This window comes from Roseovarius sp. EL26, from assembly GCF_900327775.1.
Lineage (GTDB): Bacteria > Pseudomonadota > Alphaproteobacteria > Rhodobacterales > Rhodobacteraceae > Roseovarius.
In genome coordinates this window covers 21,713-33,744 of the sequence record NZ_OUMZ01000007.1, presented here as the reverse complement: position 1 = coordinate 33,744, position 12,032 = coordinate 21,713, and the positions used below count along the sequence as shown (strand labels likewise).

The window sequence follows — 12,032 nt, the reverse complement described above, 5'->3', positions numbered from 1 at the left end:
TGGATAACACGACTGTACCGCCACCAACTCAAGCTGGCGAGATCAACAGAAACAGTTGAAACTGTTCTTTTTTAGATGAGTGACCTCTGGCGCACTTTTTGATTTTCTTTTTCCGTCTGGAAGACGGAGAGTTTAAACCAAATGGTGGAAGCTAAAAGGCATTTCACCCCTATATGGTCTGCGCAACCAATTAGCCTCTAAATACATGCCTACCAGCCACGCAACTTAACTTTGTTTACAAATTCTTAATGAATCAATTTTAGCGATAGTATCCACTGAAGATAACACCCAAGGGTATTCGCTATGAAAAAGAGTGCGGATTATAAGTTCCCCAACCGGATCATGCGCTATATGCAACGCACTGGATTTTACAACGATCGAAATCTGTTCTGGTCATTTTATGAACCTCGCAATTTCGGCGACTGGATTGGCCCATATCTGTTCGAAGCCTACACAGGGCAGACCCCGATGCATTTTGCGCCGCAATTGGGGGGATGGGCAAAAGCCACCTTTTCAGCAGGTAGCATTCTTAGAAATTCACTCATCCCAAACACCGCCACAATTTGGGGATCTGGAATTATCAGTGCTGCAGATACATTTCCCCGACCTAAAAATGTACTGGCCGTCAGAGGGCCCCGCTCCAAAGCACGGTTGGAAGAGTTGAACTATCCTACGACCAACACCTTCGGGGATCCCGGAATTCTAATACCGCAAATATACAATCCCCAAGTTGCACCCAAATTCAGAGTGGGCCTGATTCCGCACTATGTTGATTATGAGGCTATGCACGCAACTTATGCAGATTTGTCCGGCCTCAGGGTCATTGATGTCAGGCGTGATTTGGAAAGTGTCATTGATCAAATCTTGTCGTGTGAAATGACCCTGTCGTCATCATTACATGGGATCATCTTATCCCATAGCTATGGACGGCCTTGCCTATGGATCGAGTCCTGGAAAGGTTTGATTGGGGACGGTGTTAAATTTCTCGATTACTACGAAGGAGCAAATGTTTTCGGCGTGACCGCTAAAACGTTACCGCGACATGCCTCACTCTCACATTTGGAAGCCATGGTATCAGATTCTGTCATGACGGACCTGGAGGCCTTACGAACCCCATTGCGTAGGGCTTGTCCGTTTGGGCAACCGAACCTAGTCGCGAAAAATGAAATCATCCGTCTGAAGGGATTGATCCCGTTCATGTTTCAACGAACCTGAGGGGGCACGAAGTACGGCAGTGTCCTGTTGGGTTGGGTGCGACATCGCCTCGCCCTTTGGTGTAAGGAGAAGGTGGAAGAGTCCCGCGCGCGTACCGATCAGTTGATCAGGAACCAATCGCGCCCGCAGCGATTTCTGGGTGTTCCGCATGTTTTTGCCTGTTGTATTATTTTTTTGCTCTGGCAGCATCATACATTTTTGACGCAAAAAGTTAACGTTTATTAACTTTTAAAACTCAAAATGGGCTTTATTGCACTTTAGCCTGTTTGGCAGATCGATAAAGTCCCGGAAGAATCCGAAAACAAGCCGCATACCTTTTTGCCAGGCGGGCAGGGTTGGTCATCATCCGCCACAGCCATTCCAGAGCCAACTTGCGCACCCACATCGGTGCACGACGCTGGGTACCTGCGATAAAATCAAGCCCCGCACCAATGGAGACAAAGCCACACTTTGGTGCAAAATCAGCAGCAAAGGGAGCAAAAACTTCCTGTTTTGGCGCACCAAGCGCGAGGAAACATAAGCCTACCTCACTGTCACAAAGATCTTGAGCGATTTTATATGCCTCGTCGCCCGTCGGATCGAAACCAAACCTTGGGGCAATTTTGATACGAACCTCTAACCCTGGAATCTGTGCCTCAAGTCGTTCCGCTGCAGTTGCAAGCGTCTGCGATGTTGCCCCGACCAAAGCAATCGGCACATTCGCTTTGGCGGCGACCTCAGCGATAGGCGCGATCAGGCTTGATCCAGGCACCAGATCGACCGACTGACCCATGACCCCCCGGAGCCAGACAATCGGATTGCCATCTGCCACAACAAGATCATGCCTTTCATAGGCCGTTTTGAATGCATCATCTTGCCCCAGTTTGACGATATGATCGAGGTTAAGTGTCGCAACGGTAAAGCCTTTCGAAGACGCGAAGTTCCGTGCAACCTGATCAAGCAAAGCCTGCTGGTCAGGGGTATTCACCAAGGAAAGGAATTTTATATTCTGGTCAATATCGCAATCGCGGCCCATGTGCGGTCCTGTTTAAGGTACGGTCTATACACCGGAGGTATCAGTGAGCAAATCGAGGAGCAAGTGGGTGTCATTTGTCTTAATTAGCCTTACCTCAGCTTCGACGCATAAATATTGAGTATCCTCTTAACAATGAAGCCAACCATGCGCACCCTTCCTTACCAACGACGCTCAGGACTAGACCTTGAACCCTCATGACGATGTGACCCTGCTCAACTCTGCTCAATCCACCCTTTCAATTCCTATTAAAGGCTGGCAGGCATTGCGCCAAATGCAGCGTCCGGATTATGTTGGCATGAGAACAAATACGCCTGCAGTCTTCTTTATCACTTGTGACAAAAACGAATGAAACAAAGCGGTCAACAGATAGTGCCTGAATGGCATTCCGAGCAGCTCCCTGCGGCAACGGTTCCCAGCGGAACCTTGATCTCAGCGCGCTCATATCTTGTCGACCGAATCGTTCCCGGATGCGAAGTCATTCACTTACCAGAAAGTGTGGCCGAAGGCGGTAAGTTGAAATACAGGCGCACAAATACGATTTTCCAATCGCAGACCCGCCCACGGCGCAATTCATTTTTTCCCACCCGCACTCAACCCGTTCCTCAAAATCGTATCGTTTTTGATTTTCGGCATCACAGCCCACATAACTGGGCGCATTTGCTGAACATGCACCTGCCGATTTTTTTCCACGTCACCGAACGGCTTGGTATTCCGTGGAACATTGCCCTGATTCTGCTGCCGCAAAAAACGCCCGGCTACATTTGCAACGCGCTTACCATGTTCGGTCTTGAACCTTGGCTAACGGATGACACCATTCAGGGGGACGGCGTTGAGATCGATATTGATCCTTGGGACAGTATTCGCCCGAGCAGATCAAATTGGTCTACCACGTCAACTGTTTTAACTGCAGTGAAATCGGCCACAGATCAACTTTCAGAATCGATGCCGCGACGGATCTTGCTTTTGCGCCGCAATACGCGAGCCATAAGCAACCCAGACGCAATTAAGACTCTGGTGAAACACTTAGGCTTTGAAACAATCTATCCCGAAGACCTGACCCCGGCAGAACAATTTGCCATCTTCATGAAAGCGGAGATGGTCATCGCAGTTCACGGTGCGGGACTGGCACCACTGCTTTATCGCAGCGACGACGCCCCACCGATGAAGCTGATCGAGCTGTTTCCATGTGGTCATATCACCAATGTGTACCGCTTAATGGCATCACAGGCCAATATGTCTTGGGTCGGTGTGCGCGGAAAAATGAAACCACAATATGTGGAACCGGCCTATACATTTACTAAGCCATTCAGAGCATTCTCTCTCGATAACTTTGAAGTCGATCCAATTTCTCTTAAGCTTGCATTAGAGACGCTGAAGGTAGCGACATAATGCGCAAATCTATCGCAAAACAGGGTGATTTCTCCCCAAGGTATTTGCAGGTCAAACTTGGCATATTTTTGTTTGCAACGGAGATCAGCAGCCAAATCATCACCCGAAAACGCTGCGGGAAACACCAAAAACACACACTTCAGAGGTGCATATGATTATCCCTAAAATCATTCCACCACGCAAAGCCCCCCCCGGCGACAAGGCGACCTTTGGTATTCCCTTTATCATTCATCAGACATTCATGACCAATGATGTCACCGAAAACATGTACAATGCGGCAATGCGGTGGGTCGAACTGAACCCCGAATTTGAATATCGGTTTTATGACAATGATGATTGCCGAGAATTGATCGAAACCAAATTTGACCGTGACATGCTGGCTGCCTTTGACAAGATTACACATGGCGCATTCAAAGCTGATTTCTGGCGCTACTGTATTTTGTATCTTCATGGGGGTGTTTACGCTGATATAGATACATTCACCCTGACCCCCCTGCTGGACCTGATCCAACCTAGCGATCATTTCGTTGCACCCCGTGAGCCCGTATTACAATACGGCATCACGAACAGTTTCATGTGCGTACGTCCCGGGCATCCATTTATGAAAGCGGCCTTTGAACGCGCCACTCGCGTTATTCATGCCAATACCGGGCCTTTCGATGGTTTCATGCTGACCGGTCCTGCGAATCTGGGGATGGCCGTTAATTCGCACTTCGGACAGGATGAAAAGGCCGTTTTCGAACTTGGCCAGCATTCTTACGATAGCAGTTCGCCATATCGCCTGCTTGAGATGCTTCCGCCCTTACCCGATCGCCCTCGGTGCATAATGGATGGAGAAACGATGATCATGTTCACTGAGTACCCTGAGTACCGGGACGAGCTCCGAGAATTCGGGATCCAGCACTGGTTGAATGATCCAGTATATAACGGCATTATTCCCCGCTTACGCCAAAGCACGGCGGGGCGGTTTTTACGCAAGTATGTGCGTAAAATCATCCCAAAGAAGATCTGAGCAATATTTCAACATTTGATAAAAAAATCACGACGGGCCACAAAGGCGGCACAGAGACAAGCATGATTATTCCCAAACACATTGCCCCACGCACCGCACCTGCCAATGCGGGCGTGTCCCATGCCATACCTTTCATCATTCACCAAACCTTTGAAACCAACGATGTCACCGAAAACATGTACAATGCGGCAGCGCGCTGGATCGATGGTAACCCCGATTTCGAATATCGCTTTTATGACAAAGATGATCGCCGCGCATTGATTGAGGCGCACTTTGGCAGCGAACAACTTGCCGCCTATGATAAGATCCGACATGGCGCGTTCAAAGCTGATTACTGGCGGTATTGCGCTTTGTATCTCCATGGTGGTGTATATGCAGATGTTGATATGTATGCACAGACGCCACTTCTGGATCTGATCGAACCGGAAGACCATTTCATTGCCGCGCGAGAACCCACTTTACGCCATGCGGTGGCCAATGGATTTATCTGCGTTACCCCAAAGCATCCTTTTATCAAAGCCGCTATGGAACGCGCGACGAAGCGCACGTTGGCGCAGACCGGCAACTTTGACGGCTATATGATAACCGGGCCTGGAAATCTGGGCATGGCCATAAATTTCGCTCAGGGCCGGAACGAAAATACAGTGCACGAAATCGGCGTAAACCAGATTGATGCGAGATCATCATATCGCCTGATCACAATGCTACCCCCCTTACCTGATCGTCCAAGGTGCATGGTCGATGGGGATACGGTGATTTTGCTGACTGAGTACCCCGAATATCGTGCAGAACTTGACCAATTCGGGCTGAAACACTGGCTGAATGATCCAATGTATAACGGGTTTATTCCCCGGATGCTTCAAAGCAAGGTCGGAAGATTTCTGCGCAAATATGTCCGAAAAATCATCCCAAAGAAGACATGAAGCACATGCGGGCATTTGATGAAATCTACCAGATCGCGGTGACCCGCAAAGGCAGCGTAGATGCCGTTGAAGCTAAGCTGTCCAAACCGCTTTCAGCCGAAGCGCTCGCAGCTGTATCAGATGATAGATGGTTGGCGATGATGGCAAAATGCATCTTTCAGGCTGGATTCAGCTGGAAAGTGATCGAAAACAAATGGGACGGGTTTGAGGCAGCTTTTGATGGTTTCGATATTGGGCGCTGTGCATTTATGGATGACGAAAAATTCGACGCCCTGATCAGTGATACCCGAATTGTTCGCAATGGCACCAAAATCGCTGCTGTCCGTGACAATGCCGCTTTTTTGCTGGAATTGCGTGCCGAAGGAGGGATTGACAACACATTGGGCAACTGGCCCTCAAGTGATTTCATCGGCTTGCTAGACATGTTGAAAAAACGTGGCTCACGTCTTGGCGGCAATACCGGGTCGCTTGCCATGCGCTTTGTCGGTCGCGACGGCTTCATGCTTTCAGGCGATGTGACCGCCCGGCTGATCGCCGAGGGGGTGATCGATAAACCTGCCACTTCGAAAACAGCGATGAAGGCGGTGCAATCCGCCTTCAACATCTGGATGAATCAATCTGGTCGCTCCTTGACCGAGATCAGCAAGGTTCTTGCCCTGTCGATTTAACCCAGCTTGCCAGCCAGCCCATCATCGATCAACTGCACACTTTCCTCGACACCGTACAACGCGATGAAGCTGCCAAATCGTGGGCCTTGCGAGGCCCCCAGTAGAACCTCATAAAGCGCCTTGAACCAGTCGCGCATCGGGTCAAACCGTTCGCGACCACAGGCAAAGACCAGCCCTTGCAATTCCTCTGCATCTGCCGGGCCATCCCAGTCGGCCAGCTTATCGCGCAGGTCCTGCAGTGCTTCACGCTCCAACTCATTTGGCGCGCGATAGGTTTTGTTGGGTTTGACGAAATCGTTGTAATACCGCACAGCAAAGCCCGCTGCGGCATCCAGATCCGGATGTGTCTCAGCCGCGGCCTCAGGCGCATAACGCTTGATATAGCCCCACAGCTGGTCTTTCTCTTCCGCACCCGCAACCGAGGCCAGATTGAGCAGCATCGAAAACGGCACAACCATTTTGCTTTCAGGTACATCGCCGCCATGGATATGCCACACCGGATTGTTGAGCTGCGCTTTGGTATCCTGTGTTAGATAGGCGCGCAGTTGCTGATGGTATTCATCCACGGCCTTAGGGATCACATCAAAATGCATCCGCTTGGCGGTTTTGGGCTTTTGATACATAAAGTACGACAGGCTTTCGGCGCTGGCATAGGTCAGCCATTCATCGATTGATACACCGTTGCCCGAGGTCTTGGAAATCTTCTGACCATTCTCATCAAGGAAGAGCTCATAGGTGAAATGCTCTGGCGCTTTTTCACCCAACACCCGGCAGATCCCGTCATAGATCGGCGTGTTGGTGGAATGGTCCTTGCCGTACATCTCAAAATCGACGCCCAGCGCAGCCCAACGAGCCCCGAAATCAGGTTTCCACTGCAGCTTGACGTTGCCACCAGTGACCGGCAGCGTCCATTCCTTGCCATCTTCGTCGTCAAAGGTGATCGTGTGGTCGGCAACATTCACAGATTTCATCGGCACATACAAAACCCGGCCGGTTTCAGGGTGGATCGGTAAGAAGATCGAATAAGTTTGACGGCGTTCTTCGCGCAGGCTTTTGAGCATGATCGCCATGATATCATCATAGCGCTCAACGCAACGGCGCAGGATCTCATCAAACTGGCCTGAAGCATAAAACTCGGTCGAGCTAATGAATTCATAATCGAATCCAAAGGTGTCCAGGAACCGGCACAGCATCGCATTATTATGCGCGCCAAAACTGTCATGCGTGCCAAACGGATCGGGCACCGAGGTCAAAGGCTTTTGCAGATGCTCACTCAACGATTCTGAATTAGGAACATTGCCCGGCACCTTACGCATGCCGTCCAGGTCATCCGAGAATGACACCAGTTTAGTAGGAATATCGCTGATCTCTTCGAATGCACGCTTGACCATCGCGGTGCGTGCCACCTCACCAAAGGTGCCGATATGCGGCAAGCCCGATGGGCCGTAGCCGGTTTCAAACAGGACATATCCCTTTTCTGGCGGGGTCTTTGCATAGCGTTTGAGCACCCGGCGGGCTTCTTCAAAAGGCCAGGCTTTGGATTGAAGGGCGGCGTCGCGCAGCTCAGACATAGGGAATCTCCGGTTTTTCTTGGCGTATTGTCGCGCACAAGATCGCACGCTTCCTATTGCTCATGGCCCACACAGTCAATATTCTGCACCGCAACATTGATGCGAAAGGAATTTCAATGACCGATCAGATCCCTCACCCTCTCAGCCCACAGGACTGCCTTGTCGTGGTGATGATCGCCGTTTCGGCCTCGGATGAAACCATTCGCACCTCGGAACTGGTCAAAATCGAGGTTGCGATCAACAACCTACCAATCTTCGCAAAATACGATCTGGATCGCATGCGGGTCATGGCACAAACCGTGTTCGATCTGTTCAGTGTCGAAGAAGGGCTTGATGCGCTGTTTGGCTTGGTTCGTGACAACCTGCCCGAAGCCCTGTTTGAAACCGCCTACGCGCTGGCTTGTGATGTCGCCGCCGCTGATGGCACGCTGGACGAGGCAGAGCTGCGCATTTTGGAAGAGATCCGCTATGAGCTCAACATCGATCGCCTGCACGCCGCCGCGATTGAACGCGGGTCACGCGCACGACATATGACGATGTGAAACGCGCTGGGAACCGCCGCTACATCATCGCGCAGCATTTCCGTACCATCAATCGGCGGGCCCATCATTTAGCACTGAGGCCTAAACTAAGTCGCGTTCAATTATCGTGTGACTGTTCCTTTCATCGCTTTGGCAGACTACAATGATAGTCGAGGCAACAAGCAGGAGATATCGATGCATACAACCACCTTTGTCACACTAGCAGCGCTATTTCTGGGGGCCATTTTACATGTAGCACCAGCACAGGCCGCCTCGCTTGGGCAACACGAGGTATATGGCGTCGAAGATGATGATATGCTTAAAATGCGCGGTGGGCCTGGAACCGGCTACAGCGTGATCGTTGGCCTACCGAATGGAACCGTCTTACGTGTTCACAGCTGCGAGCGGACCGGTAGCACCCGTTGGTGCCACGTTTCTTTGGACCGGGCGCGCGGGTTAAAGGGGTACGTTTCCTGGGCGTATCTGCGAAAAATGTAACTGTTGGGTGGCGCACGTTCGATGCGCCGGTAAATTTCAGGTACCGACAGACAGCGCTTTTCCACCTGGGTGGTATCGTTCATTTATAGCCTTGGCCGTACTTCGCGCCGCATGCCCACTCTTGTGGGTTCAATTAAACAGCTACCTGCTTTCAAGAAACTGGTGCGCCTCAAGAATGGTCTTAGTCAGCCCGTCAAAAAAACCTGACACACTGACATCGATAAGGCCTGCGGCTGGACGCGTTTCATCGGCAATGACGTCTTCGGCCGATGTCACAACAAAAGGCCAGCTTGGACCATTGAGCAACTCTCTATAACTCGCGCCTTTCCCATGCTTCAAAACGTTGACCGTCAAATAATATTGCTGAACCCTACCCGCTAGGTCAATTTCCCCAGCCTCCAATAGCAATGATTTTAGTTTGCGCGAAAATGGGCCCCGTTTAAAATGGTGCTGCATACGCGCCTCAAAAAGAGAGAAGATATCAACCGCAGCTAATTCGATTGCAACAGTTGCAGTGCGAAGTTCTTCGATTTGGGCGTCAGACGCGTTCTGGCCATCCATGAGTTTCAAAATTTCTGAAACATGTTCTTCTGATACTTTTACACTGGCCTGCGCTGCAGCAACCAGTTCAGGCACACTCTGCGAAGCTTCCATCATTCATTCTCCATAAGGTGCCACCTCCCTTAAACTATGCAGTTCGGGATGATAATGGCGGATTGGATTAATTCGATTGGGAAAGCTCGGTTCATAAAGTAGGTTCGAGGCGTTGGAACACGTTTTTTTTCGAGACTAATGTCCGCTTTGCCGTCTTTTGCGTCCTGATCTGGCCAAATGTCTGACCCAAATTCAGATTAGGCGGTGTCAATCCAGCCACAAACCATCTATGACAGATTGAAATCTGGAAAGGATCCACCGTGCCTAAATCAAAAAAACCTAAGGCAAAACGTGCAGGCGCAAACCCTGTCCAGAAACCTGGTTGGTATCAAGCGCTTAACGGCGCGGCAGGACAGCATGCTGAAAAACCAAGTAAGACAGGCAAGAAGGCAAAAAATAAATCAGCCTAAGCCTGCTGTGGTGTTCAACCAAATTGACGTGATGACAGCATTGACAGCCTGAGCTACTGAAAATGGATATTCACAGGTTTTCATACATCACACAGCATTTCGAAGGCCTAACTTGAACGTCAGCTCAGGGAATTATTCCTGAAGCACAGCTGTTTGAATAGCATCATCCCAACCGAGATAAAGCACATCTCGATCACGGATGACCGGGCGCGCCATCACCTTGGGTTGGGCCGCGATCTGCGCCTCTGCCTCTGAGTTTTTCAACCAATTATTGAGCCCCCGGTAGTCATTCGACGTCCGGTCCACGAGCCGATCTCCGAACTCGGTAATCAGCTCAGACAGCTCTGATTCACTCAGTGGGTCAGCTCGGATATCGCGAAAGATGATATCCTTGCCCTCTGCTTCCAGTGCCTTTTGGGCCTTTTTACAAATCGCGCAGGTGCTCAATCCATAGATTATCATGTCGCAATCTCCCTTAGCGATGTTCTGGCAATCTCGTGCATTAGGGCAGCCAAATCAACAAGCTTGCGGCTACTACTGTTCGAGTACAGCGTATATCACACGCTTTCGACCTTAAACTGTCGTTGGAACAACTCTCAGTTCCCTCCGGTCCATTCAAAAACACGACACATTCCCATGTCGCATTCCGACGCGCGCGAATGAAATCCACCATGCAGGTTACTTTCAAACAGCTAGGACGCCAGCCATGAACACCCACTACCGTGACGCACGCAAAATCGACCCAACCAAAGGGGACACTCTTGGTGACAACACCCCGAACGACAAAAACCGCGTCGAGATTGGCCCGACGCAACTGGCATTCACGGAATGGGAAGCTGCCGGGCTACTATTGCCTGACCTGCAGAAAATGCGCCGCCATCGCTGGGAGCGGCTGACGAAGTTCGTCAATGATCGTGGTTATGCCGGCGTTTTGGTGTTCGACCCGCTGAACATCCGCTATGCCACTGACAGTACCAACATGCAGTTGTGGAACACACATAACCCGTTTCGCGCGCTGCTGGTTTGCGCTGATGGCTACATGGTGATGTGGGATTATAAAAACTCGCCCTTCCTTAGCGAGTTTAACCCGCTGGTACGCGAGCAACGCTCAGGCGCGGATTTGTTCTATTTTGATCGCGGTGATAAAATTGACGTCGCGGCGGACATCTTCTCAAACGAGGTACGCATTCTGCTTGAGGAACACAGCCCCGGCAACAAACGTCTGGCTGTCGACAAAATCATGCTGCACGGGCTACGCGCGCTTGAGGCCCAGGGTATCGAGATCATGGACGGCGAAGAGCTGACCGAGAAATGCCGTGCAGTCAAAGGCCCCGATGAGATCTTGGCCATGCGCTGTGCCAGTCATGCCTGCGAAACAGCCGTGACCCAGATGGAACGTTTTGCACGCGAAAACGTCCCCGGCGGGGGAGTTTCCGAGGATGACATCTGGGCTATTCTACACGCCGAAAACATCCGTCGTGGCGGCGAATGGATCGAAACACGCCTGCTGGCATCAGGCCCGCGCAGCAACCCTTGGTTTCAGGAATGCGGCCCACGCATCGTGCAAAACAACGAGATTGTCAGCTTTGATACAGATCTGGTTGGTAGCTACGGCATTTGCGTCGACATCAGTCGTAGCTGGTGGATTGGCGATGAAAAGCCACCAGCCGATATGATCTATGCGATGCAGCACGGGCATGAACATATCATGCAGAACATGGAAATGCTCAAACCCGGAGTGATGATTCCGGAGTTGACAGCGGGCACCCATGTTCTGGACGATCAGTTCCAGAAGCAAAAATACGGCTGCCTGATGCACGGCGTCGGCCTATGTGATGAATGGCCGTTGGTCTCTTATCCTGATCAGGCAGTACCCGGAGCGTATGATTACCCACTAGAAGCGGGTATGGTTTTGTGTGTTGAGGCACTGGTCAGCCCTGAGGGCGGTGATTTCTCGATCAAACTGGAAGATCAGGTTCTGATCACCGAAGATGGTTATGAGAACCTGACCAAATACCCGTTTGATCCAGCATTGATGGGCGAGGCCTAAGCCGCGCGTCCACAAAGTTTGGCGAAGGTGAGATTATTACATACTTCACCTTCGCGTGACGGCAGGGTCATAATACTGGTTGTTCGCGAGGCACTTGCCTAGGTTC

At 50.9% G+C, this 12,032-nt stretch carries 14 protein-coding genes; 10 read left to right on the top strand and 4 right to left on the bottom strand.

Annotation, left to right across the window (positions count from 1 at the left end):
• Positions 1–303 precede the first annotated feature (303 nt).
• Positions 304–1,215, top strand: coding sequence for a polysaccharide pyruvyl transferase family protein (locus D9A02_RS07925; RefSeq protein WP_120500473.1), 912 nt, complete (start codon positions 304–306; stop codon positions 1,213–1,215).
• Between the two features lie 247 nt (positions 1,216–1,462).
• Here D9A02_RS07925 and D9A02_RS07920 read toward each other — a convergent pair whose 3' ends face one another.
• Positions 1,463–2,230, bottom strand: coding sequence for a WecB/TagA/CpsF family glycosyltransferase (locus tag D9A02_RS07920; RefSeq protein WP_120500472.1), 768 nt, complete (start codon positions 2,228–2,230; stop codon positions 1,463–1,465).
• A 184-nt stretch (positions 2,231–2,414) separates the two neighbouring features.
• Between D9A02_RS07920 and D9A02_RS19190 the strand changes: the two genes are divergently transcribed.
• From D9A02_RS19190 to D9A02_RS07900, 5 genes are all read left to right on the top strand, one after another.
• Complete coding sequence (locus D9A02_RS19190; RefSeq protein ID WP_162933004.1) at positions 2,415–2,579, top strand: hypothetical protein; 165 nt, start codon at positions 2,415–2,417, stop codon at positions 2,577–2,579.
• The gene (locus D9A02_RS07915; RefSeq protein WP_120500471.1) at positions 2,576–3,619 is read left to right on the top strand and encodes a DUF563 domain-containing protein; all 1,044 of its coding nucleotides are present in this window, start codon (positions 2,576–2,578) and stop codon (positions 3,617–3,619) included. The genes D9A02_RS19190 and D9A02_RS07915 overlap by 4 nt, the downstream gene beginning before the upstream one ends.
• 151 nt (positions 3,620–3,770) lie before the next feature.
• The gene (locus tag D9A02_RS07910; RefSeq protein ID WP_120500470.1) at positions 3,771–4,631 is read left to right on the top strand and encodes a glycosyltransferase family 32 protein; all 861 of its coding nucleotides are present in this window, start codon (positions 3,771–3,773) and stop codon (positions 4,629–4,631) included.
• Between the two features lie 62 nt (positions 4,632–4,693).
• Positions 4,694–5,554 (top strand): glycosyltransferase family 32 protein, encoded by an 861-nt coding sequence (locus D9A02_RS07905; RefSeq protein WP_120500469.1) that lies wholly within the window; start codon positions 4,694–4,696, stop codon positions 5,552–5,554.
• 5 nt (positions 5,555–5,559) lie between these two features.
• Entirely contained in the window at positions 5,560–6,222 is a 663-nt protein-coding gene (locus D9A02_RS07900; protein ID WP_120500468.1) for a DNA-3-methyladenine glycosylase I, read from the top strand.
• On the opposite strand, the gene D9A02_RS07895 is transcribed toward D9A02_RS07900, so the two are convergent.
• Positions 6,219–7,793, bottom strand: a complete 1,575-nt coding sequence (locus D9A02_RS07895; RefSeq protein WP_120500467.1) for a lysine--tRNA ligase — start codon at positions 7,791–7,793, stop codon at positions 6,219–6,221. The genes D9A02_RS07900 and D9A02_RS07895 overlap by 4 nt on opposite strands.
• Before the next feature lie 116 nt (positions 7,794–7,909).
• Here D9A02_RS07895 and D9A02_RS07890 point away from each other — a divergent pair, with 116 nt between their 5' ends.
• Together D9A02_RS07890 and D9A02_RS07885 are read left to right on the top strand one after the other, a co-directional pair.
• The gene (locus D9A02_RS07890; RefSeq protein WP_120502436.1) at positions 7,910–8,335 is read left to right on the top strand and encodes a tellurite resistance TerB family protein; all 426 of its coding nucleotides are present in this window, start codon (positions 7,910–7,912) and stop codon (positions 8,333–8,335) included.
• A 174-nt stretch (positions 8,336–8,509) separates the two neighbouring features.
• Complete coding sequence (locus D9A02_RS07885) at positions 8,510–8,812, top strand: SH3 domain-containing protein (RefSeq protein ID WP_120500466.1); 303 nt, start codon at positions 8,510–8,512, stop codon at positions 8,810–8,812.
• A 141-nt stretch (positions 8,813–8,953) separates the two neighbouring features.
• On the opposite strand, the gene D9A02_RS07880 is transcribed toward D9A02_RS07885, so the two are convergent.
• Positions 8,954–9,469, bottom strand: a complete 516-nt coding sequence (locus D9A02_RS07880) for a hypothetical protein (RefSeq protein ID WP_254054584.1) — start codon at positions 9,467–9,469, stop codon at positions 8,954–8,956.
• Between the two features lie 257 nt (positions 9,470–9,726).
• Between D9A02_RS07880 and D9A02_RS19185 the strand changes: the two genes are divergently transcribed.
• The gene (locus D9A02_RS19185; RefSeq protein ID WP_162933003.1) at positions 9,727–9,876 is read left to right on the top strand and encodes a hypothetical protein; all 150 of its coding nucleotides are present in this window, start codon (positions 9,727–9,729) and stop codon (positions 9,874–9,876) included.
• 132 nt (positions 9,877–10,008) lie between these two features.
• Here D9A02_RS19185 and D9A02_RS07870 read toward each other — a convergent pair whose 3' ends face one another.
• A complete protein-coding gene (locus tag D9A02_RS07870; RefSeq protein WP_120500463.1) occupies positions 10,009–10,338 on the bottom strand; it encodes an arsenate reductase family protein in 330 nt (109 codons plus the stop codon).
• Between the two features lie 244 nt (positions 10,339–10,582).
• Here D9A02_RS07870 and dddP point away from each other — a divergent pair, with 244 nt between their 5' ends.
• Positions 10,583–11,926, top strand: coding sequence for a dimethylsulfonioproprionate lyase DddP (gene dddP / locus D9A02_RS07865; RefSeq protein ID WP_120500462.1), 1,344 nt, complete (start codon positions 10,583–10,585; stop codon positions 11,924–11,926).
• The last annotated feature ends 106 nt before the right edge of the window (positions 11,927–12,032 follow it).

Excerpts from the sequence above, each read along its gene's own strand:
- D9A02_RS07925 (WP_120500473.1), top strand. The coding sequence starts at position 304 with ATGAAAAAGAGTGCGGATTATAAGTTCCCCAACCGGATCATGCGCTAT.
- D9A02_RS07920 (WP_120500472.1), bottom strand. The coding sequence starts at position 2,230 with ATGGGCCGCGATTGCGATATTGACCAGAATATAAAATTCCTTTCCTTG.
- D9A02_RS07915 (WP_120500471.1), top strand. The coding sequence starts at position 2,576 with ATGAAACAAAGCGGTCAACAGATAGTGCCTGAATGGCATTCCGAGCAG.
- D9A02_RS07910 (WP_120500470.1), top strand. The coding sequence starts at position 3,771 with ATGATTATCCCTAAAATCATTCCACCACGCAAAGCCCCCCCCGGCGAC.
- D9A02_RS07905 (WP_120500469.1), top strand. The coding sequence starts at position 4,694 with ATGATTATTCCCAAACACATTGCCCCACGCACCGCACCTGCCAATGCG.
- D9A02_RS07900 (WP_120500468.1), top strand. The coding sequence starts at position 5,560 with ATGCGGGCATTTGATGAAATCTACCAGATCGCGGTGACCCGCAAAGGC.
- D9A02_RS07895 (WP_120500467.1), bottom strand. The coding sequence starts at position 7,793 with ATGTCTGAGCTGCGCGACGCCGCCCTTCAATCCAAAGCCTGGCCTTTT.
- D9A02_RS07890 (WP_120502436.1), top strand. The coding sequence starts at position 7,910 with ATGACCGATCAGATCCCTCACCCTCTCAGCCCACAGGACTGCCTTGTC.
- D9A02_RS07885 (WP_120500466.1), top strand. The coding sequence starts at position 8,510 with ATGCATACAACCACCTTTGTCACACTAGCAGCGCTATTTCTGGGGGCC.
- D9A02_RS07880 (WP_254054584.1), bottom strand. The coding sequence starts at position 9,469 with ATGATGGAAGCTTCGCAGAGTGTGCCTGAACTGGTTGCTGCAGCGCAG.
- D9A02_RS07870 (WP_120500463.1), bottom strand. The coding sequence starts at position 10,338 with ATGATAATCTATGGATTGAGCACCTGCGCGATTTGTAAAAAGGCCCAA.
- dddP (WP_120500462.1), top strand. The coding sequence starts at position 10,583 with ATGAACACCCACTACCGTGACGCACGCAAAATCGACCCAACCAAAGGG.